The following is a 26,440-nucleotide window of genomic DNA, read 5'->3' as shown; positions in this document are numbered from 1 at the left end:
TCTCCCAAGCTCAGCTCCCGCTGTCGTCCTTCGGCAGCGGGCGCTCGCGGCCGTAGGCCTCCTGGAGAATCGCGTCACTGCTCAGCCGGCTCTCCTTCGCGGCCTCCACGTCCAGACCCTCGCCGTGGCCCCGTCCGCGTCCCTCGAAGATGATGCCCGGCCCGTCGAACGAGGCGAGGCGCGGGCACGACGGCAGCTTCAGCCCTGAGCGCAGCAAGTCGCATGGCAGCGAGCCCGCGGACTCGAACGTCGAGTCGCCCTCCGTCTTCGTGAGGATGAACAGCGCGCGGCCCTTCTCGAAGCGCAGCGACACCAGCGAGCGGCCCACCAGCCCCTCCACGTCCGCGCGCGGGCGCACTTCCTTCCATGGCTCCTGCCCGCCCTGCGAAAAGAGCAGCCACTCGTCCCACTTCAGCGGCGGCAGCCCCAGCGCCTTCGCCTCGTCGCGCTGCACGCGCACGGTGCCCCGGAAGGCCTGGCAGTGCGTGGTATCGCAGACGGGACGGCCCGCGTGCCGACTGTGGCGCTCGTTGTGCGCAATCACCCGCGCCAGCGCCACGCGCGCCTCGCCCTTGAGCGTCACGTCCTCCGCCGCCACCACTCCCGCCGTGTATTGCAGGCGTGTGGTGCGGAAGACGAAGTCGGAGCCGCGCCGCGCCTTCAGGGCGCTCGGTGACGTGGGCACGCCCGGAGGCGGCCGGTATGGCGGCGGCGTCGACCAGGTGAAGACCCCGGCGTAGTCCCGTCCCTGCGCGGGCCCACTGGGAAAGCGCACGCGCCACGGCATGCCCAGACACACCGCCGCCCCGCGCAAGGTGAGCCCCTCCAGCCGCGTCCACTCGGACGGCGCGGCGCGCGGCGTTCCGGCTTCCAGCGCGAAGCCCGCACCGGGACACTGTGCCTCCACATCCCTCGCGGGCACCAGCCCCAGCACCTGCACGCGCGCAGCCTCCAGCCCGGCCTGCCGGCGCGCACGGAAGAGGAACTCCGGAATCTCCTGCGCGAAGTGACGCGGCATCTTCCCCGGCCGCACCGCCACCACCACCAGGTCCGCGTCCACGGCGGCAATCCACCCGAACTGCGGACGGCTCGCGGCATCGCGCACGGTGCCCGTCTTCGTGGCCACGCCTACCAGCGCCTTCGACGCGGGCAGCTCCGACAGCGTGCCGCGCGCGGCGTTGTCCGTCAGCAACGCCAGCACGTCCGGACGCGCCTCCGCCAGCAGACGGTACGCCTGCGCCATGCCCCACGGAGACAGCGCCAGCGTGGAGCGCAGGCCAATCGCATCCGCCATGTCCGCCGGCGTCCCCGTCAGCCCCACCGCGCCCAGCACCGACCCCCACGCGCCAAAGGCCTTGGGCGCCGTGCCCTGCGCCTCCCAGTCCATGAAGTACCCGTTGCACGAGCGCAGCAGCGCGGTGCTGCCGTCCACCTTCGCGGGCAGGTTCGGCCCGCACGCCCACTCCTGCACGCCCACGCGCGGCGCCAGCACCGGGCGCTCCGCGGCCGCCGCGTAAAGGAAGGGCTTCAGCGTGGAGCCGTACGGCAGCGCGCGCCGCACGTCGCCCTCCGACAACAGCACCTCGCCCGAGTGACGGCTCAGCACCACCGTGGCGGGCCCGGCCGCACGCACCTCCACCTCCGCCAGTTCGTCGATCGACAGCGGCACCACCCACCGCGCCCCGTCCCGGCACTGCCGCAGCCGCCGTGACAGCGCACCGGGAAAGCCCGCCGTCTCACTCAAGAGCCGCGCCAGTGCCCGCCGTGCACGCGGCGTGTCCACCGCAGGAGCCGAGGCCAGCTCCGACGCCGCGCGTGACAGCGACTGGTACGGCGCATCCCTCCACGCCGCGAGCTCACCACTCACCGCGACGGCGAAGGCTTCGTGGAACAGCCGGTCCTCGCTGGACTGGGGACAGGCCCACCACAGGAACTGGTGCGCCAGCTCATGCCGCAGCGCCACGCGCAGCCGCTCGTCGAGTATGCCCGGCATGTTCTGCCGCAATTCCACGCGGCCCGGCCGGCCCTGCGCATTGCGCTCGGGGGCCAGGGCCGCGCCGCGCTCCAGGAGGACGGTGCCCGGCACCTTCGCCGGAGCCCCGCCCGCCTCCGCCACGTAGCGGGCCTCCAGCGCCTTCCAGGAGGACTCCGCCTCGCGGCGCAGCTCCGCCTCGGGCGTCACGTCACCGCGGGTGACGAAGGTGGGGGTGGCCGCCAGCAGCGCGGCCACCGTGGCGGCCCACACCATGGGCTACAGGTCGCCCGTGCCCTTCTTCGAGGGCACCACCTTCAGCGAGTCCGCGCCCGTCCGCCCGTGGATGCTGGCGGCGTACATGTCCTCGATGCTCGCGGGCGGCGCGGAGAACGTGCCGGGGAACTGCGCACGCATCACGTAGCCCACCGTGCGCGGGCTGTTGCTCCACCACGCCGGCTCCTCGAAGAAGAAGGTGGCCCGCTCCGGGTTCAGCACGCGGCGGCGGAGCGCCTCGGGCACCAGGGGCAGCGAGTGCGGCGGCCCACGGAAGGCCTTGTCCTCCTGCAACGGGACGAAGCCCGCCGGCACCGCGTCCTCCACCACGTAGTACGCGGAGCGCACGCGGTTGTCCCCGCGCGCGTCCATCGTCAGCTCCACGTAGACCTCTTCACCCTGGGACACGGTGTCGCCGGGGGCCAGCTTCACCTTCCCGCCCTCGCGCAGCACGTAGTAGCCGCGCTGGATGGACATGCCCTCCGCCTGCGGCTGCACCGCTGCCAGCGGGGTGAGCGCGGTGGCCCGCAGGGTGGCCACGCCGTCGAAGCCGCCCACGTCCACCGAGCGCGTGCCCGGCGCCAGCACCGCCACCAGGCCCATGCCGCGCGGCGAGAACTTCACGTCCTTCGCGCCCTTCACCTCCGGCGGCTGCATGCCCCGGAAGGCCTTCGCGTCGCGCTCCAGCAGCCACAGCGAGTGCAGCAGCGCGGTGCTCCGGTCGAAGGTGGACAGGTCCGGCTCGGACAGCATCTCCAGGATGCGGCGGCGGGCGCGGGTGAGGTCCAGCGTGCCGAACGACGCGGCGTGCGCGGCGATGGCCGTCATGCCCACGCGCCGCAGCGGGAAGCGGAAGAACGCCTCGTTCATCTCCAGCTGCTGGCCCGGCTTGTACGCAGCCAGCGTGGCGAAGCCCTGCGCGCTCTTGGACACCAGCGAGTTGATGCGCGCCTGGAGCGCGGGCTCCTTCATGATGCCCGCCTTCTCCGCGGCCAGCACCGCCAGCGCCAGCGGGTACAGGTCTCCACCCTCCGCGCCCTCCACCAGCGCACGGACGCGAGCCGCCTGCTTCGGCCCCTCCAGCCGCGCCAGCACGTAGGCGCGGGTGGCGTCGTACTCGGGCGGCAGCCCCTCCTGCGCCTCCAGCCAGCGCGAGCTGTCGATGATGCGCGGGTCATTGCGGTCCACCAGCCCGGCTTCCGCCGCATAGGCCAGGCCGTCCAGGGCGATGAGCGTCAGCGGCAGGCTCGGCGTGTCGTAGCCGCCGAACCAGGTGAAGCCGCCGCCCTTCACGGAGAGGTTGAGGATGCGCGCGGTGCCCTGCACCGAGCGGCTGCGCGCCTCGGCCAGCAGCGCCTGCGTGTCCGTGTCCAGCTTCGCCAGCGCACCCGCCTGCTGGAGCACCTGGTATACCGCCACGTTCGGCACGGTGGTGGACACGAGCTGCTCCAGGCAGCCGTACGGGTACGTCAACAGCTCGCGCACGTTGGAGAGCGCCGCGTCGACGATGGACGGCTGGAGCACCAGCTCCACGCTCGCCAGCGTCGCCTCCTTCGCCGCGGGAACCTCCAGCGCGCCGCCGCCCCAGGCGCTCACCTTCACGGTGTCCTCCACCGCGGCCGGCTCCACCTGGAAGAGCTTGCGGTCCTTGAGCGGGTCCTTGCCGCCCGTCACGTCCACCGCGAGCTGCGCGGCGCCCGTGCTGGTGGCCTTCAGCGTCACCGGCACCACCTGCTCGCCACCCTTGGCCAGCTCCACCTTGTGCTGCGACTGCTCCGCCTTCAGCGAGCCCAGCGACGCCAGCTTCACGTCCAGCAGCTGGCTGCCCTGCGACTTCTCGCCCGCGGACAGGCGCACGGAGGCGAGCGCCTCGTCACCCTCGCGCATGAACTGCGGCAGCGCGGCGTAGAGGTTGAGACCGCCGCGCGTGGCGAACTCGGAGGTGCCCTCGCCGAAGCGGCCGGACGTGTCCGCCGCCACCGCCGTCACCACCCACAGCGTCTGGTTGGAGGGCAGCGTGAAGCGCACCGTCGCGCGGCCGTCGCGGTCCGTCACCACACCCGGGTCCCAGTGCGCGGTGTCCTTCTCCAGGTCCTTCGCGTTGCGGGTGGGGGGCTTGATGGACGCGAAGGCATGGTCGGGCAGGCCCGCCATCTTCCGCGCCAGCTCCTCGCCGTAGCCGTAGCCCTGGAACTCGGACGAGAAGAAGTTGGACACGTTGTTGCGCGCCGGCGGGTAGAAGAAGTCGAGCACCTTGGGGCGGAACTCGCTCTGGATGGCGTAGACGGCCTTGTCCACCACGCCCACGGACACCTGCGCCACCACGCCGTGGCCCTCGTGGTCCACCACGCGCACGTCCAGCGTCTGCTCCGTCAGCGGCGGGGCCTCCACGCGGCGGGGCTGCACCTCCACCGTGAGGGTGCGCTCGCGCGGGACGATGCGGAACGCCACCGTGCGCTCCTCCCAGCGGCCCGTCGCCGTGGGGTACGCGACGGACGCGTACACCGCGCTGCCGAAGCGCTTCTCCACGCTGAAGCTGTGCACCAGCGTGCGGCCCGTCAGCTCCACCACCTGCGTGGCATAGAGGCTGGCGCCGGTCAGCGTCACCCACACCGGGCCCGCGTCACGGCCACCGGGGCCCCAGCCGTCCGGCATCAGCGCCACCAGTCGCGCGGTGTCTCCCGGCTCCAGTGAGCCGGACAGCGACGCCAGCGTGAGGTTGGGCACCTGCGCCACCGGCTCGTCCGCCGCGCCGATGACGAGCAGCGACTCCTCGCCCTCCCACGTCTCGCCCTTCTTGTCCTTCACCACCACGCGCGCCACCACCGCGCCCACGTCCGAGGTGGGCACCTTCTCGCGATGCGTGCCGTCCGCCGCCGTGGTGAACGAGCGCTTGCCCAGGCTCTTCTCCGCGCCGTCCGCCTTGCGCGAGACGAACTCCACCTCGCCCTGCGTGACGCCGTAGGGCTTGCCGGACAGCGTGGTGGCGCGTATCGCCAGCGTCGCCTCGCCGCCCTTGGCCACCACCGGGTCCGAGTACCGCGCCACACCCATCACCTCCACCTTCGACAGGAAGAAGGCGGTGGTGGAGTTGGCGAAGGTCTCCTGGTCGTCGCGCGCGCGGATGGTGAGCGAGTACCGGTACGGAATCCGCTCCTCGCCCGCCGCCAGCGCCGGCACGGCCACTTCGATGTCCGCCTCGCCGTTCGCGTCGAACGCGCTCGCGCTGGACCACGGGTCGTCGGTGGCGTCACGCGCGGCCACGGAGGAGTAGAGCCGCTCCGGGACGCTCAGCTTGCCTTCGGTACTGGAGGACGAGCCGTACGTCACCGCGCTGCCACCACCACCCTTGCCGGCGTCATCCACCCACGCGGGCGCGTCCAGCAGGCTGCGGTAGAGGAACACCTCGTACTTCGCGCCGTTGGGCGTGCCACCCGCGTAGCGGCGCGCGCGGACCTTCACGCGCAGCGTCTGCCCGGGCACCACCGTCTCCGACTCCGGGTCCACCTCCAGGTAGAACGTCGGCTTCACGTAGTCCTGCACGCGCGCCTCGCCCTGGTGCGGCTGCCCGTCGACCTCCGCCTCCACGCGCAGCACGCCGGTACCCAAATCGTCCGGAACCTTGAGCGTGCCGTTGAAGGCGCCGAACTCGTCCACCGGGGCGCGCGTGGTGATGGCGCGGCCTTCCTGCGAGATGAGCTTCACCGTCACCTCGCGCTTCTTCGGGGTGAAGAGGCGCGCGAGGAACGTGTCCGGCTGGCGCACGAGGCCGCGGTACTTCACCTCGTTGCCCGGCTTGTAGATGGGCCGGTCGCTGTAGATGAACACGTCCGGCGCCACCGCCAGCGCGGAGTAGAAGTCCGTGTCCACAATCGCCGTGTCGCTCCCTGACACGGCCGTGGCGATGATGCGCGGCTCGGCGACCTCGAGCGTCACCTCGCCCTTGGCGTCCGTCGTCCCCGCCGGGCCCTTGCCCTTGGGCAGGTACACCTGCACCTGCGCGCCCGAGCGCGGCTTCTGGTCCCTGCCGGCCACGCGCACCAGCACCTGGCCATCCGTCTGCTTGAGCTGCACCGTCAGGTCACTGACGACGAGCACCACCTGCCCCTCCACCTTGCCCTGCACGAGCTGGAGGACGTAGGTGCCGGCCGGCAGCGGCGCGAGCACCACGCGGCGCTCCTGGAAGCCGCTGCTTTCGTCCGACGTGTTGAAGCCGGGGACGTTGAAGTCGCGGTCCGCGCCGCCCAGGTCCAGGTTCAGCCACTGGCTGCGCGCCACCGTGAAGCCCGGGGGCACGCCGACGAGCTTCTTCGGCCCTTCCGCCACCTTGGCCAGCGGCTCGCCCGAGCCCGGCACGTCCGACGGCTTGGGCAGCACGTCACCCACTTCCGCGCGGAAGGACGGGTTGAGCGTGTCGAGCAGCCACATGCCCGGCGCATTCACCGCATTGAGGCCGCGGCTGAGCGCGCGGCCCGGGTTGTTCAGCGTCGGCGGCGTCTGGTACGCGCGGCGCAAATCCCCCTGCGCGCGGATGAAGGCGTCCAGGTTGTCCGGCTTGAGGACGCGCAGCTCCACGGGGCCCTTGTCCTCGAAGGCCACGTCCACGGCGACGGGCTCCTGGCTGCCATAGGAGCGCGGGACGGTGATGTAGAGCGGCTTGGCCGCGGCCACGCCGGACAGCACCAGGGCGGCGAGCGCCGCGTAACGAGCAACACTCTTCATGACCCGAAACCTCCAGGAACCAGCGAATCGCCCTGCACGGTGCCGCGCAGGCCCAGGAACGGCATCGACTCCAGGTCGCGCCGCGCCGCTTCGATTTCAGGGGGCGCCGCGTTCGGCATCGGCGCGTTGCGCCCCACGCGGGACTCGGACAGGAAGCCGTCCATGGTGAGGCCGCTGAGCAGCCGTCCCGTATTCACCCCGAAGGCCACCGACGTCGGCGCGCGGAAGCCCGCCACCACCGGACCCGCCGCGTTGAGCAGGTTGGGCGTCTTGCCCTCGCAGGCCTTCTTCAGCCGCTCCAGCTCCGCGTCGTTGGACGCGAGCACCACGTGGTTGCACGCCGTGCCGGTGACGAGCCGGTTGTAGCCACCGGAGAACAGCCCCTCCAGCGCGGCCTTGTCCTCGGGGCGGCCCCAGAGCATCGCCATCTCCAGCGGCAGCGAAGAGTCGCCGCGCGGCGTCCACACCAGCGCCACCTGTCGCGTGCGCGTGGCGCCCTTGCCGCCGCCCTCCTCCCAGAAGGACTTCAGCGTGGCGGGCTCCAGCGACTCGGGCAGCTTGAGGTGGAGCGCGAGCAGCACCGGCGTCTCCTCGGGGACCAGCTTGAGCAGGTCATCGGACAGGGGCGCCGCATCGAGGCGCGCGGGGCCGTCCATGAGCTGGCCGGCGATGCCTCGGCCCACCAGCTTGTTGCCCTCCACTCCGAACTGGAGCCGCGCGCCCGGGGCGATGCCCACCACGCTCGTGAGGAGCTGCACCTCGCGGCCGTACGCGTCCGGGTCGAAGCCCAGCTCCACGTCCACGTTGTCCTCGGCCTCCAGCTTCGGCAGCTCCGTGCACAGGCCCTGGAGCACCGCCACCGGGTGACGGGCGAGCACCATGCGGTCCGCCGAGCGCGCCGCCCACAGCGTCTGCTCCGCCACCAGCCAGCGCTTCATCTCGTACGTGCCGGCCGTGCCACCCGGGCAGCTCGCCGCGTTCATGCCACCGCGGTTGGCCACGTGGTCCAGCGCGTCGAACGCCGAGGTGGTGGTGCCGCCGGGGTTGGGAAGGACGAAGGCCGGCGTGCTCGCGCGCGCGTCACCGGCGAACCACACCACGCGGAACGGCGCGTCCAGGAGCTGGTTGGCGACGAGGTCCAGCACCGCGCCCTTGAACTCGCCCTTCAGGTCCTCGCCGGTGGAGCCGAAGAACGCGGCCCAGCCGCCCACGAAGCCCTGGCCCAGCGGCTTGCCGAGCTGCTCCTTCAGCCACGCGTTGCCGGCCATGGCCTCGCGCACCTTGCCGGGGTGGTGCACGTCCACCCAGACGGCGGCGGGCGCGGCGGTGCCGGGCACCTCCATGGTGGCGACCTCGGCGTCGGGCATGCCCTCCACCTCGGCGCCCGCGCTGGGAGGCCCCTGCCGCTCACCGGTGACGAGCGGCGCGCCACCACTGGAACCACCGCCGGACTTGCCACGGCGGCCCAGCAGGAAGCCGCCCGCGACGGCGGCGCCGATGAGGACGGTGACCAGACCAATCAGCATGGCCTTGGGCGGGCCCTGCCGGGGAGGCGGGGCCGCCGGAGGAGGCGTGCCCGGAGGCGGGCTCGACGGAGACGTCATGGCATCCACTCCTTGAAGCGGAAGAAGCCGAGGAAGCCGGCGTTGTTCGGCACCGGGCGCCACTCCAGCGGCGCCTCGGTGGCAAGGTTCTGGAGGAGTCCGGTGCGCACCGCGGCGCCCTTCTCCCCCGGGTGGTAGACGACGCGAGCCGGTGCGTGGGCCCGGTCCTCCGGGCGCACCACCAGCATCAGATGGAAGACGGTGCCGGAGTCGTGCTCCTGGCGGAAGGCGACCACGTCGCCGGTGCGCACCGCGTCTCGCGCGGCGTCGTCGCGGCCCAGCGGCGTGAAGCTCTGTTGCAACAGGGTTTCCGCATCCGCGAAGTCGGCGGGCTGGCCGCGCTCATTGCGCCACAGCGGCGTGGCCAGGCGCTCCGGGGCGACATTCTTGTACGCGATGCGGAAGGCGAAGCGGATGAGGCCCGCGCAGTCACGCTGGTCCGGGTGCCACGCACTGTCCTGCTTGCGCACCTGCGCGAGCGCCACGCGCGCCACCTGCCGCCGCAGCAGCACGTCGCGCGTCTCGGGCGCGGGCGCCGCGAGCACGGCCGCTCGAGGCAGCACGTCGCGCGTCTCGGGCGCGGCCGCCTGGAGCAACAGGAGCAGGGACAGGGCGAGCATGGGGGTGTGGGCTCGGGGACTTCAGCCGCCTTCGCCCTCGCCGCCGCTGTCGCCGCTGGCCTGGAGCTCCTTGAGGGCCTCCGCGAGGTTGGTGGGCCAGGCCGCGTGCTTCGGCTTGGGGTCCTGCGCGGGCACGTACACCTCGGCCTGCCCGTCGCCGAGCACGTTCACCCAGGCCAGCACGCGCGTGGTGCCGGGCGTGGCGAGGGGGATGCGCACCATGCGGCGGATTTCGTTGGGCGTGCCCTCGAAGAGGGCGAGGTTGAGGGTGGCCACGGTGTGGGCCTTGTCGCCGCTGGGCCAGTAGTTGGTGGCCACCAGGTACACGCCCTTGGGCGGCGCGCGGTGGATGTAGAGGTACGGGCCGTAGGCGGGCTGGTCGAAGTCGCCGCCCTGCTCGTTGAGGAAGAAGGTGCCGCCGGAGGGGCTGGCGGTGTCGGCCCAGTACACGTGGGCCATCTCCGTCACCTTGAGCTGGTCGCCGGCCTCGCTCGAGTCGGTGGGCTCGTAGATGTGCAGGTCGGTGTAGACGCCGTCGGTGTCGCTGGTGAGGACGACCTTGAAGGGGACGGGCGGAATCTGCGCGTAGCTGGTGGCCTGCGTGCGCGCGGTGCCGGCCTGGTTGGTGGCCATCACCGTGACGATGTTCTTCCCGCTGGCGGCGGGGAACTTGCGGCTGAAGCGGCCGCCGTAGGTGCGCATGAGGTAGCGGTCGCCGTTGATGGAGACCACCACGGGGTCGATGGTGGTGTCGCTGATGGTGCCCTCGACGAGCATCATCCGGTCCACCGTCCACCCGCCCGAAGGCGCGGTGAGGCGGACGGTGGGCAGCGTCTTGCCCTTGCCGATGGGCACGCCCTGCTGGCGCGGGTTGGGGGCGGCGGCGGGCGCTGCCTGCGACAGGAGCACGGCCAGGATGACGGGAAGCATCGCGCGTCCTTGTGGGGAGGAACTCCGCCGGAGCGTGTAGGCGGGGCGGACAGACTGCGGCAGCACGGGCCTCCATTTCAAGTCGCCTGCCAGCCCTCCCTCCAGAGTCCCTCAGAGGGGACCCGTGGTTGGGACCCCTACGAAGCGCGGGTGAAGGGCCACGCGGGGGGTGCGGCCCGTGGCCCTTCTGCCACGCCGGGAGTCTGGGGGGACTCACGAACCGCTCTTGACGCGGCAATCGGACTCAAAGCGCGACCGGCAGCCGAACGCACGCAGAACGGATCCGCTCCAATTCCCTGCGTTGTCGGTCGCTGAATGCCCGTGCTTGAAGGTGGAGTGCCCCCTTGCTGCGGAGCGCCAACTCCAGCGCATGCGTTCGCCGACGCCTCATGGCCCCGTGCTCCAGCACATCCAGCAGGGCCCCACCATTCGCGGGCTGTCCGCGCAGCCAGCGGCCTCGTGTCGAGAAGCCCTTACGTGCCTGAGACCACCACCGAGCCGTCGCCTCAGGAGCTGGCACGGGCAGGCCATCCTCCGGCTTCGGAACGAGGTCCGCGTCCAGGTCTTCCTCTTCGAGCGGAGGCAACGCATCTTCATCCGGGGTCGCAAGTGCGTACCCGCCATCCAGAGCAAGCCCGGTGATGGAACTGAAGGCCTCTCCCGCGAGCCGCGCCACCCGCGCGGGCTGGCGCATCATCTCGAGGCAGGAATCCGCTGCGAGCATCCGACCACTGAATCCCAGAGCCCAGAGCGCCCCCTCACGCCACGCCACCTCTCCGAGCAACGGCAGAATCCCGACCACGTCTTTTTCGTCTCCGCAAAGCGCGAGCAGAACCAACGCCCCTCGAAGCGCCTCACCGCGCCTTCGCACTTCCTGGCGGCACGCATCCCATGCGGCATGAGAACCCGCAACCAGGCCCGCCTCCATGGCGGCCAGACGTATCTCCGGCTCCTCATGGGCGAGCAGTCGCCGCAACACGTCTTCCAGTAGTTTCCCGGGCGGTGGCCTCAATGCCCGCAGGACCGCGACCTGCGCCCTGGCGTCCGCGTTGAGCAGCTGCGGTCCCCAGAAGTCGTTCGGAATCGCCCCTCGGAACGCCAGTACTTCCAGCACCCGGGCATTCCACTCCCCATCCCCGTCCACTGCGCCCGCCAGCAGTGCCTTCTCCAGTCCCGGTCGTCCGCACAACTCCAGCGCGCGCTGATACGCGGACTCCAGGCCTTCGGGCGCGGAGCGCCACATCTGAAACACCTCACTCACCGCATCCTGTCCTGACCCGGCCAACCAGACGAACGCCGCTACGGACAGGTGCTCACGCGTCTCCGGAACCTCCAGCACCGGCTTCACGAACTCCTGAATCACGGGTTCTCCCCCCACCACCAGCCCGTCCAGATGCGCCAGCAGACGCCCTTCCAGCGCGACCACCGCCCTCATGTCGTGACGCTCGGAGCGCAAGGCGCCTTCCCAGCGCCACCAGAGGAAACAAGCCTCGTTGAGGTGCTCCTCGTAAATGCCAGCCATATCCACGGAAGCACCTCCTGTAAGAGGCCTCACGGCAGCTCAAAGCTCCACGCTGATGACAGGCGCCAGGTATGGCCCCACGCTGCCACTGATGTCATAGCGTCCTGGCCATGGAGTCATTCGAGACTGATAGAAGAGGTCGACTTCGAAGAAGGCGCGTTGATACCCACTGACCCGCCGGACATCGTCTCCAAACAGCAGTGCCCGTCCGCTCGGGGAGAAACTCACGGGCAACAGCCTGGGCTCGTGGACTACCAGCAGGGCCACCGCCTCCAGCAGCGAAACCCGCAGCGCCTTCATTTCGCCGTCACGAAACTGGCAGACTCCAGAAAGTTGGATGGATGAGACGCCATCCGCCCGGACATATCTGGAGGCCAGGAGAGCCAGGCCCGGACCCGAGAGAGCGGGGACCGAGGAGCCAAGCTCCTCCCGGAAGACGGGGAGTCGCCGATGAAAACCCGAGGTTCGCATGCACTTTGCCCAATAGCCTCGCCTTCACTACCTGCGCTTCTTCAAGACCACTGTCGCGACATTGGACTGATGCGCTTCCAGGCCCAGATGGACATGGTAGGTCGCCTCTTCCATGGGAAGTCCGAGGTGGTCGACAAGATTGATGGTGAAGTATCGGGTGAAGAAAGACTGCTCCAGTCGCTCGCGCGGCACCCTGGGATACTCACGTGGGACGGCGGCCATGTCTTCCTGCTGCAGCACCGCCACGTAGGACGCACCGGAACTCGCGTTGACGGCCATCACCGTCATATGGCTCTCGATGACTCCAAACCTCGAGCCGTAGGCCATGCTGAAACGGTAGGTCACACTGACGGGAACGTAGGCGAACGACCCGCCTTCCAGGGCGCTCTCGCCCGGGGAGTAGCTCACCTCGGGAGGAGCCGAAATTCGGATGCCGACCGCCTCTGGCTCCAATTGCGGCGAGAATGGCGTTGGATGCCGCGTTCCCGCCGGGACCTCAAAAACCGTCGCGTATGCCTCGGCCATATCCCGACTCCCAGGTGGCACCTGAGCCATGCACGCCAACCCAGGCAGCGTTAGCACGGCAACCAGGGTATTGAAACAAGAGCGCATCGTCACGAGAACGGCTTGAGCCCGGGATTCTCTCCGCCCAGGTCGAGGCCGCGAAGCGAGCGGGTACATACCTCGCAGAAGCGATTGCTTCGCCCCTTGTGGTACGCATCGAACATCACGCACTTGTTGCCATGATGGTTACAGTGCCGCCCGTTCTTCACGTAATAGGTCGTCTGCCCTGCGGGCACCATTCCGACCTTATGCCCCGCTTCGTGAACCAGGGTCGAGCGTATCTCATCGGAGGCGCGATCCTTCCAGTGCGTGCGGGTCGCGACACAGATGAGATTGCACCAGGGGAAACTGACTCCGTTGGTGAAGTCGGTGACCAGATACTTGAATGAAACCCTTCCTTTGGCCCCCTGGGGCAGATGGCTGAGGTCCACGGTGAAAGCGAACGCCCGGCCTTCTGGATCCGGGTCCCTTGGCTTGAGACGTGAGCGGTCTATCACGAACGTCCGGCCATCCCCGTCCTCCTCCACGAACTTCCCCTCCAGGAACCAGCGATTCAAGGCATGTTCGGCCGGAGTGGTGCCCACGTCCCACAATGGGTTCATGGCATATACATCGAACTCCGCGGCCATCTCGTCGATCTCGGCTTTGGAGTCGTAGTCCTCCGTGAGTTTCTCCGCCAGCTGGTCAACGAGGATGGCGGCGAAGCAGAACGGGTCTTTGGCTCGGGAATATGCCTCCCCAGCAAGCCTGACGATGGTCGAGTTCCACTCCGCCTTCTCGATGATCCCCGGTCCCTGCACCATCTCCCTGGCCGGTGGAATTCCGACAAGCTTGATGAAGTGCTTCTCCCCTTCGTTCTGGAACTCGTCCTCCAGATGAGCCGTCAATTGCCGTGGGCTGACAGTCACATGGTCCAGGTGGATCATCTGGTAGAAGAGAATCCGTCGGGTCTCCACGACTTCAGGCAGGTCTTTCTCCTCGCCCGAGTTGCTCTTGATCTTGAAGCTGAATCTGTCACCGCCCGCTGAGGACAACGCTACCTTGAAGTGAACCTTGCCGTCCCGCTTCGCGTCGATGCCGGTCCTCTCCACTCCGGGCTCGCCGGTCAGCACCTCGGCACGGAGCATCGGCGAAGGAGCGTTATCGCCCTCTGGAACGATGACTAGCGTGGCCTCGACGCCCGGCGAATCGAACCCTGCGTCAATGTAGACTTCACGCCCCATATGCTCCTCGCTTTCGACACCATGTCCGAGGAAGCGTGAGCGTTTCACAGCTTCGGTGTCTTGCGAGGGAAGGTTCACCCACTGGATGCGAGCAGCCATGCGTGTGCTCCATGTGCCTGAAGAGAGCGACCTGCATCAACGGCCATCACGTCCCCTCGTCGTACTCTTTCCTGGTGGAGAACCTGGCTGAGACCAGCCGGACCTCCTGCTCGGACTCTTCCGGCAAGGGCACCACGACCAGGGGAGGCTGCACCTCGGGAAACGGGGGCGTGTTGGGTGAAGACCCCTTGTTCTGGACCATCATGTCCCCGAGACGGCATACATTCTCGCCGTCCATCTTCACATCAAAGGAGTAGTTGACGAACTCGGCCTTGCCCTTGGTTCCGCCCGACACAACCCCTCCAGCGCTCCCAGCCTCATCTCCCGTGCTGGTGGAGAAGCTCGAGCCCTTGAGCATCACGGGATTGCCATCCACAGTCACTGTCTTGCTACCTTGTGCTGTGTCCGTGGATTGCGCGACATTGGGGTAGGGAATCGGAACAGGCCCGGCGGGGGTGGGGGTCTTACAGACATCAGGGAACGCCGTGGCCACGCCGTTACTCGACTTGTGAACCACCGTCCGACCATTGACGTTGACGTTATTGGGCATACCACCTCATCAAGCTTCAATCTGGTGCGTGCAGGATGCACGCGGTACGTGTTTCGCCATCAGACGATGCCCAGAGCAGCGCGCGTGCCGTGGGAGCATACCTGCGGGCAAATGCACGACAAGCCATGGCGGCATACAGCCCTCCTGAAGCAGCACCCACGTCCCCAAGGCAATCGCTCGGGTGCCAGAGCGCCTGCTGCGGAGTCAGTGCCTCGCCCAACCGTGCGAGACAAAGGCCCCACTCGTGAGCACGGTAGCTCTCGCCATTGAGGTTGCAGATCGTCCAGAAGGGCTCCTCCCGGACCGAGTCCCCACATGCGCTCCGGATGGCCTGGGTCAAGCCCTGCCCGGTGGAGAGCTTCGCGCCCTCCACGGTATTGGGCTCCGTTGACGCTCCAATACGTCCAATCCGGGCCAGAACAGGCCGGTTTCGAGTGCGCGCCTGTTTCTTCAATTCCACGAGGAACGCGGTTGCGCACTCCCCAGGAATGAAGCCGTCCACATTGCGTGCGCTTTTCAAGCGCCAGGCCTCGTCCAGCCACCGGAGCGTCGCGGGGTCGAGATATGAGTCGACTCCGACGAGAATGCAGAACCTGCATGCGCCCTGTTGCAACAGCTTCACTGCCTCGACCAATGCCGTAAAGGTGCCTGTGTGCCCATCCTGGTAGACAACGGTGGGTACCGGAGGAGCGACAGCCAGTCTCTCGAAATAGGCGGAGAGGAACTCCGACGCGGACAATGGCTCCGGGCGTCCACTTCCGCTCCGGGGCAGACTGAAGAGAAAACGCGTGTCCTCCAGGTCTCCGCGAGCCAGTCCGGAATTGGCAATGACTTCCTTCAAGGGCGGTAGGGCCAGTTCCAACAGTCGCTCAAGCCGTGGCACTGGCTCCAGCAAGGGAAGGAAGGAAGACACCCTTGCAGGCTCGGGCTCTACCAGGGCAGGAGCGGGCGTACGGGGCAGGAAGAATGGGTGCGAGGAGAAGCGAGCGATACGGGCGCGCAGCGAAGCACAAGTCGATGCCGCGGAGTGACCCACCGGGGACACCGCTCCCAGCGCAGTGATGACGACCTCGCTTGCCTCGTGGGTACTCAATTCCCCCCCGTTCGGCACGACACCGCTACCTCTTCGAGGTACAGAAAGGCGCGCGGGCACGGCACCGTCACCTTCCAGGACAGCGTGACCCAGCGCTCATCGGTATTGATGACGACCGTGTCCAGGACAGGCGCATGCTGCGCTCTTCGTCCTCGCAGCTTGACGGATATGTCCGGACGCAGGCCGGGAAGAGCGAATGCCAATGGCCCACCTCGCGAGGCGCCCAGGACCTGAACCGACTCCCCTCCTCTCAGGTGGGGTCTGGCGATCAGCCCCTGGGAAGCCGCGTTGTAGAAGCGCTCGTCGAAGTCCTGGGGCAGCAATGGGAATCGCTCCTGCCTCCAGAGCTGGTCGTAGGTGCCCGCATAGCCGCAGCGAGGCTCCCATTGAGGAGCAATGAAGCCGAAACCCACGGGTGCGGGTCTGCTGTCCCATTGGCGAATGAGGTTCTGAGGGTCTTCCAGATTGGGCAACGCCAGGCCGTCCAGTCGCCCGTCCGACCTCCGCGCCGCGAAGCCCGTCCCCACGGGATTCCGTCGGTCCTGGACGTTCGCCGCGGAGTCCATTCCTCCAAAAGCCCGTTCGTAGATGAGCGGCATCCGTTCGAAGGGAACCGGGTTCGACATCTGCCATGTCCCAAGGAGTTTGAACCAGACACGATCCCCAAAGGCACGAACCACCTTTCGCAATGTGCCTACCCGTAGCTCCACGTCCAAGACCTTCACGGGCCCCGTCATGGAGCAGGCATGTCCCAGCAGAACAACATCTGTTCCACTCTTGGTCGAGCAACTCTCGGACGCTGCGGTCAGGCTCGAAGCGGCGGCATCTCCCCGATAGGAGTCGCTTCGATGAATCGGGACCTGGGTCTCTGAAAGGCGAAGAGGCCCTCCTGCATCACGAATGTCAAACGTGCCTTTGACAATGAGCACCGCGGCTTCATGCCCATCCGCCCCTACCCACGGGATGAGCGCTGCTTCCAACGGGCTCCTGTTCTTGATGCCAAGCAAGATGCTCCCCCCGCGACAGGGCAACTTGCGCGACATGCCCCCCTCGACAACAGACAGTCTAGCTCCTTTCAAATGGCAGACTAGCGGGTCGAAGATGACAGCAAGGGTTCAAACCTGAAATACTCGACCACGCCGAGCTCTCACATCAGAGCAGTTTCGCCCCGGCGCCCGCCGGGTTGGCGCACGGAGGCACGGACCTCGAAAGGTTCGTCTCCCAAGTCGGGCGCTGCGGCCCATGAAGGATACGGACGGCCATGATTCACGGATTGGATCACGTTCAGCTCGCCATGCCCCGGGGCCAGGAGCCCCAGGGCCGGGCCTTCTACGGCGGACTGCTCGGGCTGGGTGAGGTGCCCAAGCCGCCCGAATTGGCGAAGCGCGGGGGCCTCTGGTTCGAGCTCGCGGATGGACGTGGGCTGCACCTCGGCGTGGAGGACCCCTTCCTGCCCGCGAAGAAGGCCCACCCGGCCTTCCGCGTGTCGACGCTGGATGCACTGGCGGAAGCACTGCGCGCCGCGGGGCACCCGGTGACGTGGGACGACTCGGTGCCGGAGGTGCGGCGGTTCCACAGCGCGGACCCGTTTGGCAACCGGCTGGAGTTCCAGGCCGTGGGGCCTCACGGAGGCTGAGCCTTCCCGTCACACGGGTGCGGTCAGCCGTTCTCCTCCGCGCCCCCTGCCCTACGGGACGGCCGGTACGGTGCTGCTCCGGCCCGCTGCCTGCGCTTCGCCTCCCCGGCCCGAATCTTCACGGGGACAGGAGCCGAGCCATGCCCACCACCTACTGCCTCACCCGCTCCGAGTTCGTGACGGTCCGCGAGCACTCTCCCGACGCGCTCGTGGTGGAGGTCGAGTACTCGCCCCAGGGCTCGCCACCGCCGCCCCACTTCCACCCGTCCCAGTACGAGCGCTTCGAGGTCATCGTCGGCGCCCTGCGCGCCGTGGTGGACGGGAAGGTGCACACGCTGCACGCCGGGGACGTGCTCGACGTTCCCCAGGGCGCGGTGCACCAGTTGTGGAATCCCGGCGACACGCCCACGCACGCCACCTGGAGCACGCGGCCCGCCGGGCGCACGCGGGAGTGGTTCGCCGCGCTGGACTCCACCCAGCGCGAGGGCCGCGCAGGGAGGAAGGGCATCCCCGGTCCGCTCGCCCTCGCCGTGCTGCTTACGGCCTACCGCGACACCATCCGGCTCGCACGGCGGCCCCGGTTCCTGGTGGGTGCGGCGCTCGGGGCGCTCGCGGCGGTGGGGCGCCTGCGAGGTCACCGTCCTCCGGCTCCGCCACGCCCGACGCCCGTTCGGGCGGTCTGAAGAGCGCGGCGGCTTGCGTGCGCGAAGCCGCCACACGCGGTGGACGGCTCCACCGCGTGCCAGCGGCTGTCCGTTACGGAGTCGCGGGCTGCGTGTCCACGGGCTTCGCTTCCTGCGGCTGCTCGCCCTGCTTCTCACCCTCGGGAGCCTCCGCGGCGGCCGGCTTGGCTGCGGACTTCTCGCCAGCGGGCTTCTCGCCAGCGGGCCTCTCGCCAGCGGGCTTCTCACCAGCGGTCTTCTCACCAGCGGGCTTCTCGCGCTTGGCGGCCACGGCGGCCTGGCGGACCAGCTCGCGGGCCTTCTGGGCGACCTTCGGCGTGGGGGCCAGAATCATGAACATCAGACGCCCTTCCATCCGGGGCGGCTGCTCCACGATGGCCACTTCCTTCAGGTCCTTCGCCACGTCGTCGAGGATGGCGGTGCCCTGCTCCTTGTGCGTGATTTCACGCCCGCGGAACTGGATGACGACCTTCGCCTTGTTCCCGTCCTCGATGAACCGCCGCATGTTGCGGACCTTGAACTCGTAGTCGTGTTCCTCCGTCTTCGGACGGAGCTTCACTTCCTTGAGCAGGACCGTCACCTGGGCGCGCTTCGCCTCGGCGGCCTTCTTCTTCTCCTCGTACTTGAACTTGCCGTAGTCCATGATCTTGCAGACCGGTGGACTTGCCATGGGGCTGATTTCGACGAGGTCGAGCCCCTCGGTACGAGCAAGGTCGAGAGCCGCTTCGAGCGGCATGACTCCGAGCTGCCCGCCGTCGGACCCCACGACGCGGACCTCGCGAGCGCGGATACGGCGGTTGGTCCTCTGATCGCGGCTCCCGCCGCGGCTGCTTCTCTGTTCGCGAATGATGTGAAGCTCCTTTGAAATTCGGTTTCAGCCCTGTCGCCTCTAAAGGTGTGACAGGTCACTTCGGTACAACAAGCTGCCGGACAGGGATGTGAGGCAGCCCACTCTTCCCGCGTCCAGCGCCTGGCAGGTCGCTTTCCTTATACAGGAGCGCCTCCAGGTGCCCGCTCGCCCGGAAGGAGGGGGTCGCCGCGCCGGACTCTCCCCGACCCGGGACGGTAACGCCAGAGATAACGCAGATCCCGCCCCCCTGCCGTGGAACCCCACGGCCGGTGACAGTGCCGGAGCGGTAACGGACGGCACGGAAGTGGGGCGGACAGGGCGCATTTCGAGGCCCGCCATCATGGGCCCCTGAAGCGCTCGGTTCCAGGACCCCCCAGGAAATCCCGCGCGCATTGTCACGGGTCCAGCGTTCCCCAGCCCCAAGGTCATGCTTCAGGACACGGGGCCTGTACTCCTGACACCTACCTGACCCGGTTTGACCCGGATTCATGGAAATTGGGATTTCGAGCACCGGCCCGGGACAGGTGCCGGGGCCTGCCGGGCAGCAGAGGGCCCGCCCGCCCGCCGTAGTGCGGGCGGAGAGGCGGGCTGGCTCACGCGGGACGTGAGCGCTTGGGGACTTCGACGCGGTCGAGGTCCCTCGCGGCGACCACGTCCGCCACCAGGGGCTTCGCCTCCTCGACGAAGGGCGCGGTGTCCTCGTAGCGCTGCGAGAAGTGCGTGAGGACGAGGCGACGCGCCCGCGCTTCCCGGGCCAGCTCCGCGGCCTGGAGCGCCGTCATGTGGAAGTGGTCGTGCGCCTCCTTCCGCTCGGTGTCCAGGTACGTCGACTCGCAGACCAGCAGGTCCACGCCCCGGGCCAGGTGCGTGGCGCCGGCGCATGGGCGCGTGTCCATGACGAAGGCGAAGGCCTGGCCGGCGCGCGTCTCGCCCATCTCCTCCACGCGCACCGTGCGGCCGCCCACCTCCACCGAGCCGCGCCGGAGCAGCTCGCCCGTCAGCGGACCGGAGACGCCGGCCTCCGCGAGCCGTCCCGGGTGGAGCTGCACGCGCGCGTGCTCCTCGAGCCGGAAGCCGTAGGTGTCCACCGCATGCTCCAGCTTCGCGGCGGACAGCTTGAAGCCCTTCGTCTCCGCGAGCACGCCGTCCTCGGAGATGGGGCGCGGGATGATGGTGGCGGCGTCCATGAAGATGGTGGCGTGCCGGAGCCGCTCGAAGAAGGCCTGTCCCGACGCCGGGTAGTAGACCTCCACGGGGTGCTTCGCGCGGTCCAGCGACAGGCGCTGGATGATGCCGGGCAGCCCGAGCGCATGGTCCCCGTGGAAGTGGGTAACGCAGATGCGGGTGACCTGGGTGGCGGACAGGCCCGCGAGCGTCATCTGCCGCTGGGTGCCCTCTCCGGGGTCGAACAGGATTCCCTCCTCGTCCCAGCGGAGGAAGTACGCGTTGTGGTTCCGGTGGCGCGTGGGCACCTGGCTGGCGGAACCGAGGACGATGAGCTCGCGGCTGGACATGACTGGGGCTCCCCCATGCGAAGAATGGCACCCCGACGGGGCCTCATGCACGGGACTGACAGCGAGCGGTAACGCTCAGGAGAAGCCGCGCGGAGGCATGGCCGGCGAGCGGTGCAACCAGTTGTCCTCGGGGTACGTGGCGGCGGCGTCGATGAGGTGCAGCGAGTAGGCGTGGCGGCTCTTCGGCGAGGTGTTGGGGCCGCTGCGGTGGGGCAGCAGTCCGTGGAGCACCACGAGGGTGCCCTTCCCCACCTCCAGCGGCACCATGCCCTCCTCGGGCACGGGCGTGGCGTCGAGCACGCGGAAGGCGGTGCCTCCGCCCTCGGCGCGGACGAAGCGCTTCTTCAGGCCCAGGCGGTGGCCTCCGGGCAGCGCCCACAGGCAGCCGTTCTCCAGCGTCGCGTCCTCCAGTGCGAACCAGAAGCCGAGGCAGGTGAGCGGCTCCGTGTAGAGGAACGTGGAGTCCTGGTGGGAGCCCACCTCGCCGCCGATATGGGGCTGCTTGAAGATGTACATGGATTGCAGGAGCAAGGGCTTCCGCAGTCCCAGCTCGGAGGACAGTGACGCCAATTGTGGCGTGCGGGAGAACCGGTCGAAGCGCGGGTCCAGGTCGTGGAGCGCGTGGCCTATCTTGTTGATGGACAGCGCCTTGTCCTGTCGCAGCGAGCCGTCCGGACGGAAGGCGCCCTCCTCGAAGAAGAAGCGGATGCGGTCGCCTGAGGAGAGGAAGTACTCGTCGGACGTCCGGGTCTGCTCGCGGGTGGTGAAGACGGAGACGGTCTCCGGCTGGAAGCCGGCGACGAGCTCCTCCGCGCGGGCCTTCAGCGCGTCACAGTCCGCCGCGGAGACGAACCCTGGGAGCACGAGGTAGCCCTGCTGCTCGAACTGTGCGGCCCGGTCCGTCATCACAGCCTCCCGAGCGCCGGGAGAGGTGCCTCCAGCGCGCTCGGGACTATCTCACGGGAGGCCGGGCATCCGCCCCCGCGAGGGGGAACAGGCCACACGCGTAGCGGCCGTGGCCAATGCCCCGGTTCGAGATGAAATCTTACTCCACGGAGAGGTTATCAAACGGTTTACCCATGAGGTAGTGTCCTCGCCCGGGCGGAGCAAACCGCCCCATTCCGGCAGGGGCTCTCATGGGGACACGACGGGCAATGCAGGACCTGGCGCCGGCCTCCCTCCCACCGGGTACGGAGGTCGGTTCCTGGCGCGTGCTGGAGCGACGGGGCCGCGGCAACTACGGCGCCGTCTACCGCGTCGAGTCCGTGGACGGCTCCGGCCCCTTCGCCCTCAAGCTGGCCACGCACCCGGTGGACCCGCGCTTCGACCGCGAGGCGGAATTGCTCGCGCGCATCCGCCACTCCGGCGTGCCCCGCCTTCACGCGCACGGATTGTGGCCGCATCCGGCGGGCCCGTTCCCCTTCCTCGTCATGGAGTGGGTGGAGGGCCAGCCCCTCTATGACTGGGGATTGGAGCAACACCCCACGTCGCGGCAGGTGCTGCGACTGCTCGCGCAGGTGGCCCGCGCCCTGGACGCCACGCACTCTGTGGACGCCGTCCACCGGGACGTGAAGGGCGACAACGTGCTGGTGCGCGTGAGCGATGGAGAGGCCATCCTCACCGACTTCGGCGCGGGCCATTTCCGAGGCGCGCCCACGCTCACGGCCCCACCGCTACCTCCCGGAACGCCACCGTATCGAAGCCCGGAGGCCGTTCGCTTCCAGTGGGACTACCGCAGCCACCCCACCGCCCACTACGCCGCCCAGCCCGCGGATGACGTGTACGCCCTCGGCGTCACTGCGTACCGGCTCGTCACCGGGACGTACCCGCCGCCGCCGCGCGGCACCGGCGCGGAGGAAGGCGACGTGGCACCCCTGCTTCCTCCGCGCCTGCGCAACCCCGCCGTGTGCGGGGAACTGGACGCGCTCATCCTTCACATGCTCGCGGACCCTCCCGAGGAGCGCCTCGGCGGTGGCAGCGCGGCCGTTGTCGCCCGTGCGCTGGAGGAGGCGATGCGCACGGCGAGCCCCCTGGCCGACCTGCCGCTCTCCGTGCCCGCCGCGCAACCTGACGTGAAGAGTGCCGGATACGAGCCCTCATGGGTTCGCACCGGAGAAGGCGTCGCTCACGCACAGGACGCCGGACACGTGCCTTCTCGCACCGACACGCCGGTCATCGAGTTCGCCCCCGCACCTCCACCACTCCCAGCGCATCCATCGCGAGGCGCGCACGCTCCCTCGCCTCCGCCACGGAGCGGGCCTCACCCAGAACCTCCGTCACCCAGCTCGCACGGCCCCGCGGATTCACTACACGACGCAGACAGGTGGCCCTGGCTCGCGGTGGCCACGGTCGTCGTGTCCCTGCTGTCCGCGGCGACCGGCTGGTTCCTGCACCCCACCCATGCTGATTCCCCCATGGCCCAGGCTTCTGCGCACGAGGAGACCCGAGACGGCGGCACGGTGGCCGTGGGCGACGCCGCCGTGGCCTCACCGGTGACCATCCTCGCGCCGGTGCCCTCCTTCAGCCTGCCGCCCGGACTGAGCCTCCCCATGCCGGACCGTCCCTTCCCCGGCCAGCGCAAGCCCCCCTGCAACCGCAAGGGCGAGGTCGAGCTGCGCGGCGGCTGCTGGTACGAGCTCGCCCGCGTGAAGTCCCCCTGCGACGAAGACGCCTACGACTACAAAGGGGCCTGCTACCTGCCCTCCTTCCCGGTCCAGCGCCCACACACCTCGGCCCCGGCCACGCACCCGAGCCCCTGAGCCACGCGAGCACGGCCACGCGGACGTCCTCCGCCCCACGGAGCCTCACCTCCGCGCTCGCGCGAGCCCTGGAGACTGTGAGAGACCCACGGGCATGAAGCGTCACGCCCAGGCCACGGAACGCAACCGCGAGCCCCTGCTCGCCGTCCTTCGCGAGGTGCTGCCCGCCTCCGGCACGGTGCTGGAAATCGCCAGCGGCACCGGTCAGCACGCCGTCTTCTTCGCCCGCGCCTTCCCCGGCCTCCGCTGGCAGCCCACCGACATGGAGCCCGAGTCGCTGGAGAGCATCGCCGCGTGGCGCGCCGAGGAGTCCCTGCCCAACCTGCTGTCGCCGCTCGTGCTCGACGCGAGCAGCGACACGTGGCCGGTGTCCTCGGCGGACGTCATCCTCAATGTGAATATGATTCACATCTCTCCCTGGGCCTCGTGCCAGGGGTTGATGCGCGGCGCGGGCCGGGTGCTCGCTCCGGGTGGGTGCCTCGTCATGTACGGCCCCTACTTCGTCGAGGGCCGCGAGACGGCGCCCAGCAACCTCGCCTTCGACGCGTCCCTGCGCGAGAGGAACGCGGCCTGGGGCGTGCGCCAGCTCGGCGCCGTCACCGCCGAGGCCGCGCGTCACGGCCTGGAGCGCGAGCGCGTGGTGGACATGCCCAGCAACAACCTCACGCTCGTCTTCCGCAAGCGCCCGAGTCCCTGAACGGCCGGCCCTCCAGGGTACACCAGCCCCGGCAATGAAGCCCCGCTGACATCCGCCGGGAAAGAATGCGGACCGGAGCACATGCACTGAGGTGCCTCCCCCTTTACGGGGCCGCCGACCGCCACTAACACCAGGGGTGGCAGCCGGGCCGCCGTGGCATCCAGAGGCGGAGAGGGGAAGGCATCCAATGCCGGATTCAGGCGCGAAGGCCGGCAGCCTCGAGGGCGCGCTGTTCGCCTCCGTCATCCACGCCCGCGCGCGCCAGGCCCCGGACCGCCGGCGCTCCTTGTGGCTGCTGCCGCTCATCCTCGGCGTCCATGCCCTGGCCCTCGTGGGCCTCACCACCGTCTGGCATGGAGACCCCGGGGGCAACACCCGCGCCACGGACGGCGCCGGGGACCTGGTCCTCCGGCTCGTTTCGGCGCCGCCTCCACCGCCCGCCGCCACGAAGTCCTCCGCCCCGACGTCCAACGTCGCCCGGAAGACGGTGGCACGCCGGCCCCGCCCCATCCCGAAGCCCACCCTTCCGACGCCCGGGCCCGCGCCTGTCGAGCCACCGAAGCCTCCCGCCGAGAAAGCACCGCCGCCCACTCCGGACCCCGCCGACGAGGGCGGCACCGACGTGGCGGCCGCGACCCCCGGGGGCATGCCGAGCGGAATCGCGGGAGGCGTGGTGGGCGGCCTCGTGCGCGGCGTGCTGGGCGCGAGCAACCCGGGACTCGTCCTCACACCGCCGCCTCGCCCCACCGAGCAGCAGCTCGCCACGTGGCGCGAGCAGTACTTCGAGACGATGTTCCGAGACCGCTTCGAGAACGTGCGCTACCCGCACCAGGCGGCCATGGCCGGCATCCAGGGCAAGCTGGTGGTGCGCATCTCCGTGGGCGCGCGGGGCCAGATTCTCGACCTGGGGGTGCTCGGCTATTGCCCTCACTACGTCCTCTGCGACGCCGCGATGAAGGCCGTGCGCGACGCCGCACCCTTCCCGCCGCCACCGCCGGAGCTCGGCGGGCGCGTCACCGTGGAGCTGCCCTTCAACTACCACCTGCGCTGAGCGTGGCCGGTCCGGCACCCGAGGGCACCGGACCGGCACGCCGCGTCCCGTGACTACTGCTGCACGGAAGCGCCCGCCGCCTGGAGCGCCCGCCGCGCCCGCGCGTGCGAGAGGTTCCACTCGGGCCACGAGCTCTCGGCCGGCAGTCGCTCCGCGTACTGGCGCAGCAGCTCCGTCTGCCACCCGGGCGCCGTGGCCGTCTCACGCACCAGCTCGGGCACCGCGTCCGAGGAGAGGCCGGAGAGGTAGCTCACGTCCGGGCTGCTCGAGTCGGTGGCGCGGGCGATATTGAATCGGACGATGAGCGCGTCCGGGTTGACTGCGTTCACCGCCAGCACCGCGCCCAGCGCCGTGACGAAGGCGCCGATGGCGAAGCGCTCGGGCCGCCACCACAGCGTCACCGCCCGCCACGTCAGCACCGCGCCCAGCGCGAACATGAACACGTGCGTGAAGAGGCGCAGGCGCGTGTAGCCGAAGGCGTCCTCGTAGAGCGTCATGCGCTTCACCGCCGAGGCGACGATGACCACCGTGAGCGCCACCATCAGCGAGGCCCCCACGCGGAAGGCCCCTTGCGCCAGCGGAGACTCGCGGCGCGTCCACCGCGCCAGCGCCATGACGAGCCCCAGCGTCATCATCGACACGAGCAGCAGCTCGAAGAAGCCGCGGCGCGCGTACTCCGCATAGGTGTAGCCCTCGGCTGGCGACGAGGCGCCGCCGATGAACAGGTACGCCACCTGGAAGCCCGCGAAGACGAGGAAGAGCGCGTCCACCGCGAGGATGAGCGTGAGCGCCTCGGTGAGCCCCAGCCTCGGCACGGCCGGAGCGGCCTCGGCCTCGCCAGACTCCTGGCCCCGGCGACGGCGCAGCGCGTGGCCGAGCGCCGCCGCCGCCACGCACGCGGAGAACCCCACCCCGAACGCCCGGCCGAGGGTGCTGCCGAACAGCTCCCCCAGGTTGACGGCGAAGAGCCGGTTCATGGCCCCGGCGAAGGCCGCGTCCGCGGACTGCAGGAGGACACAGAAGACGAGCAGCACCGGCAGGGCGATGAGCACCCCGCGCGCGAAGGGCAGCAGGCGCGGTGCGTGCTCGCGCGCGGCCCGCAGGTCCACCGAGTCACGGACGAGCGCGGGCGGGTACAGCAGGCCACGGAACGTGGAGGACAGCGCCACCAGCGGGTAGCCCAGGAGCCCCAGCCGCTGCACCCGGCCCGCCGCCCAGAAGTGCGTGAGCAGCAACAGCAGCGCGGCCGAGGTCAGCACGTTCAGCACCAGCAGCCACGAGCTGGCGCGCACCGCGACGAAGCCGGAGATGACGAGCAGCGGCGCCGCGAGCCATGCGTTGGGCCGCGCCCGCTGCCAGCCCTCGCGCCCGCCGAGCAGCACGAGCGTCCCCAGCAGCGCCGTCACCACCAGCGGGAAGGACGCGCCCCACAGGGGCCGGTCCAGCAGCACCTCCGCGAGGACACCCAGGCCCAGGGCCGCCGCCAGCGTGGCGCGAGGCGCGCGGACGTGGGGCAACAGCGGCGTGGCGGGAGCCGCCTGCCGGTACGAAGCAACGGCCCCGCCGTCGTCGTGCGAGGCGCTCCTGGAAGGCATCGGCCGGGA

General features: G+C 69.6%; 20 protein-coding genes. 5 read left to right on the top strand and 15 right to left on the bottom strand.

Annotation, left to right across the window (positions count from 1 at the left end):
- Positions 1 to 10 precede the first annotated feature (10 nt).
- The 11 genes from G4D86_RS31365 to G4D86_RS31315 form a co-directional block, all read right to left on the bottom strand.
- Positions 11 to 2,248, bottom strand: coding sequence for a hypothetical protein (locus tag G4D86_RS31365; RefSeq protein WP_163997750.1), 2,238 nt, complete (start codon positions 2,246 to 2,248; stop codon positions 11 to 13).
- 3 nt (positions 2,249 to 2,251) lie between these two features.
- Positions 2,252 to 6,970, bottom strand: coding sequence for an alpha-2-macroglobulin family protein (locus G4D86_RS31360; RefSeq protein ID WP_163997749.1), 4,719 nt, complete (start codon positions 6,968 to 6,970; stop codon positions 2,252 to 2,254).
- Positions 6,967 to 8,574: a hypothetical protein gene (locus G4D86_RS31355; RefSeq protein ID WP_240360566.1), complete on the bottom strand. Its 1,608-nt coding sequence runs from the start codon at positions 8,572 to 8,574 to the stop codon at positions 6,967 to 6,969. Before G4D86_RS31355 ends, G4D86_RS31360 begins: the two co-directional genes overlap by 4 nt.
- Positions 8,571 to 9,194, bottom strand: coding sequence for a DUF1175 family protein (locus tag G4D86_RS31350; protein ID WP_163997747.1), 624 nt, complete (start codon positions 9,192 to 9,194; stop codon positions 8,571 to 8,573). The genes G4D86_RS31355 and G4D86_RS31350 overlap by 4 nt, the downstream gene beginning before the upstream one ends.
- Positions 9,195 to 9,215: 21 nt before the next feature.
- Positions 9,216 to 10,124, bottom strand: coding sequence for a DUF2135 domain-containing protein (locus tag G4D86_RS31345; RefSeq protein ID WP_163997746.1), 909 nt, complete (start codon positions 10,122 to 10,124; stop codon positions 9,216 to 9,218).
- A 244-nt stretch (positions 10,125 to 10,368) separates the two neighbouring features.
- Positions 10,369 to 11,646, bottom strand: a complete 1,278-nt coding sequence (locus G4D86_RS31340) for a TIGR02270 family protein (RefSeq protein WP_163997745.1) — start codon at positions 11,644 to 11,646, stop codon at positions 10,369 to 10,371.
- A 498-nt stretch (positions 11,647 to 12,144) separates the two neighbouring features.
- Positions 12,145 to 12,642: a hypothetical protein gene (locus tag G4D86_RS31335; RefSeq protein ID WP_163997744.1), complete on the bottom strand. Its 498-nt coding sequence runs from the start codon at positions 12,640 to 12,642 to the stop codon at positions 12,145 to 12,147.
- Between the two features lie 89 nt (positions 12,643 to 12,731).
- Entirely contained in the window at positions 12,732 to 14,003 is a 1,272-nt protein-coding gene (locus tag G4D86_RS31330) for a hypothetical protein (protein ID WP_163997743.1), read from the bottom strand.
- A gap of 46 nt (positions 14,004 to 14,049) precedes the next feature.
- A complete protein-coding gene (locus tag G4D86_RS31325; RefSeq protein ID WP_163997742.1) occupies positions 14,050 to 14,553 on the bottom strand; it encodes a DUF4150 domain-containing protein in 504 nt (167 codons plus the stop codon).
- Between the two features lie 16 nt (positions 14,554 to 14,569).
- Positions 14,570 to 15,394 (bottom strand): hypothetical protein, encoded by an 825-nt coding sequence (locus G4D86_RS31320; protein WP_163997741.1) that lies wholly within the window; start codon positions 15,392 to 15,394, stop codon positions 14,570 to 14,572.
- A 248-nt stretch (positions 15,395 to 15,642) separates the two neighbouring features.
- Positions 15,643 to 16,689, bottom strand: coding sequence for a DUF2169 family type VI secretion system accessory protein (locus G4D86_RS31315; protein WP_163997740.1), 1,047 nt, complete (start codon positions 16,687 to 16,689; stop codon positions 15,643 to 15,645).
- A gap of 218 nt (positions 16,690 to 16,907) precedes the next feature.
- Between G4D86_RS31315 and G4D86_RS31310 the strand changes: the two genes are divergently transcribed.
- Together G4D86_RS31310 and G4D86_RS31305 are read left to right on the top strand one after the other, a co-directional pair.
- A complete protein-coding gene (locus G4D86_RS31310) occupies positions 16,908 to 17,282 on the top strand; it encodes a VOC family protein (protein ID WP_163997739.1) in 375 nt (124 codons plus the stop codon).
- Positions 17,283 to 17,422: 140 nt separating this feature from the next.
- Entirely contained in the window at positions 17,423 to 17,965 is a 543-nt protein-coding gene (locus G4D86_RS31305; RefSeq protein WP_163997738.1) for a cupin domain-containing protein, read from the top strand.
- A gap of 73 nt (positions 17,966 to 18,038) precedes the next feature.
- Here the strand turns inward: G4D86_RS31305 and infC are convergent, their stop codons facing one another.
- From infC to G4D86_RS31290, 3 genes are all read right to left on the bottom strand, one after another.
- Positions 18,039 to 18,755, bottom strand: coding sequence for a translation initiation factor IF-3 (gene infC, locus G4D86_RS31300; protein ID WP_420821872.1), 717 nt, complete (start codon positions 18,753 to 18,755; stop codon positions 18,039 to 18,041).
- A 653-nt stretch (positions 18,756 to 19,408) separates the two neighbouring features.
- On the bottom strand, positions 19,409 to 20,329 hold the full coding sequence (locus G4D86_RS31295) for a ribonuclease Z (RefSeq protein WP_163997737.1): 921 nt from the start codon (positions 20,327 to 20,329) through the stop codon (positions 19,409 to 19,411).
- A 75-nt stretch (positions 20,330 to 20,404) separates the two neighbouring features.
- Entirely contained in the window at positions 20,405 to 21,235 is an 831-nt protein-coding gene (locus G4D86_RS31290; RefSeq protein WP_163997736.1) for a phytanoyl-CoA dioxygenase family protein, read from the bottom strand.
- Between the two features lie 305 nt (positions 21,236 to 21,540).
- On the opposite strand from G4D86_RS31290, the gene G4D86_RS31285 reads away from it, so the two are divergent.
- The 3 genes from G4D86_RS31285 to G4D86_RS31275 all read left to right on the top strand — a co-directional run bounded on the left by G4D86_RS31285 (position 21,541) and on the right by G4D86_RS31275 (position 24,836).
- On the top strand, positions 21,541 to 23,088 hold the full coding sequence (locus G4D86_RS31285; RefSeq protein WP_240360565.1) for a serine/threonine-protein kinase: 1,548 nt from the start codon (positions 21,541 to 21,543) through the stop codon (positions 23,086 to 23,088).
- A 94-nt stretch (positions 23,089 to 23,182) separates the two neighbouring features.
- Positions 23,183 to 23,785: a DUF938 domain-containing protein gene (locus G4D86_RS31280; RefSeq protein ID WP_163997734.1), complete on the top strand. Its 603-nt coding sequence runs from the start codon at positions 23,183 to 23,185 to the stop codon at positions 23,783 to 23,785.
- Positions 23,786 to 23,972: 187 nt separating this feature from the next.
- Positions 23,973 to 24,836 (top strand): TonB family protein, encoded by an 864-nt coding sequence (locus tag G4D86_RS31275; RefSeq protein ID WP_163997733.1) that lies wholly within the window; start codon positions 23,973 to 23,975, stop codon positions 24,834 to 24,836.
- 53 nt (positions 24,837 to 24,889) lie between these two features.
- Here the strand turns inward: G4D86_RS31275 and G4D86_RS31270 are convergent, their stop codons facing one another.
- On the bottom strand, positions 24,890 to 26,431 hold the full coding sequence (locus G4D86_RS31270; RefSeq protein ID WP_163997732.1) for a DUF4153 domain-containing protein: 1,542 nt from the start codon (positions 26,429 to 26,431) through the stop codon (positions 24,890 to 24,892).
- Between the last annotated feature and the right edge of the window lie 9 nt (positions 26,432 to 26,440).

Source organism: Pyxidicoccus caerfyrddinensis (assembly GCF_010894405.1).
In the GTDB taxonomy this organism is placed as follows: Bacteria; Myxococcota; Myxococcia; order Myxococcales; family Myxococcaceae; genus Myxococcus; species Myxococcus caerfyrddinensis.
The sequence above is the reverse complement of the archived record's forward strand: the minus strand, read 5'-3'. Positions and strand labels throughout refer to the sequence as shown.

Coding starts and splice junctions, on each gene's coding strand:
- G4D86_RS31365 (WP_163997750.1), bottom strand. CDS start 2,248: ATGGTGTGGGCCGCCACGGTGGCCGCGCTGCTGGCGGCCACCCCCACC.
- G4D86_RS31360 (WP_163997749.1), bottom strand. CDS start 6,970: ATGAAGAGTGTTGCTCGTTACGCGGCGCTCGCCGCCCTGGTGCTGTCC.
- G4D86_RS31355 (WP_240360566.1), bottom strand. CDS start 8,574: ATGACGTCTCCGTCGAGCCCGCCTCCGGGCACGCCTCCTCCGGCGGCC.
- G4D86_RS31350 (WP_163997747.1), bottom strand. CDS start 9,194: ATGCTCGCCCTGTCCCTGCTCCTGTTGCTCCAGGCGGCCGCGCCCGAG.
- G4D86_RS31345 (WP_163997746.1), bottom strand. CDS start 10,124: ATGCTTCCCGTCATCCTGGCCGTGCTCCTGTCGCAGGCAGCGCCCGCC.
- G4D86_RS31340 (WP_163997745.1), bottom strand. CDS start 11,646: ATGGCTGGCATTTACGAGGAGCACCTCAACGAGGCTTGTTTCCTCTGG.
- G4D86_RS31335 (WP_163997744.1), bottom strand. CDS start 12,642: ATGGCCGAGGCATACGCGACGGTTTTTGAGGTCCCGGCGGGAACGCGG.
- G4D86_RS31330 (WP_163997743.1), bottom strand. CDS start 14,003: ATGGCTGCTCGCATCCAGTGGGTGAACCTTCCCTCGCAAGACACCGAA.
- G4D86_RS31325 (WP_163997742.1), bottom strand. CDS start 14,553: ATGCCCAATAACGTCAACGTCAATGGTCGGACGGTGGTTCACAAGTCG.
- G4D86_RS31315 (WP_163997740.1), bottom strand. CDS start 16,689: ATGTCGCGCAAGTTGCCCTGTCGCGGGGGGAGCATCTTGCTTGGCATC.
- G4D86_RS31310 (WP_163997739.1), top strand. CDS start 16,908: ATGATTCACGGATTGGATCACGTTCAGCTCGCCATGCCCCGGGGCCAG.
- G4D86_RS31305 (WP_163997738.1), top strand. CDS start 17,423: ATGCCCACCACCTACTGCCTCACCCGCTCCGAGTTCGTGACGGTCCGC.
- G4D86_RS31295 (WP_163997737.1), bottom strand. CDS start 20,329: ATGTCCAGCCGCGAGCTCATCGTCCTCGGTTCCGCCAGCCAGGTGCCC.
- G4D86_RS31290 (WP_163997736.1), bottom strand. CDS start 21,235: ATGACGGACCGGGCCGCACAGTTCGAGCAGCAGGGCTACCTCGTGCTC.
- G4D86_RS31280 (WP_163997734.1), top strand. CDS start 23,183: ATGAAGCGTCACGCCCAGGCCACGGAACGCAACCGCGAGCCCCTGCTC.
- G4D86_RS31275 (WP_163997733.1), top strand. CDS start 23,973: ATGCCGGATTCAGGCGCGAAGGCCGGCAGCCTCGAGGGCGCGCTGTTC.
- G4D86_RS31270 (WP_163997732.1), bottom strand. CDS start 26,431: ATGCCTTCCAGGAGCGCCTCGCACGACGACGGCGGGGCCGTTGCTTCG.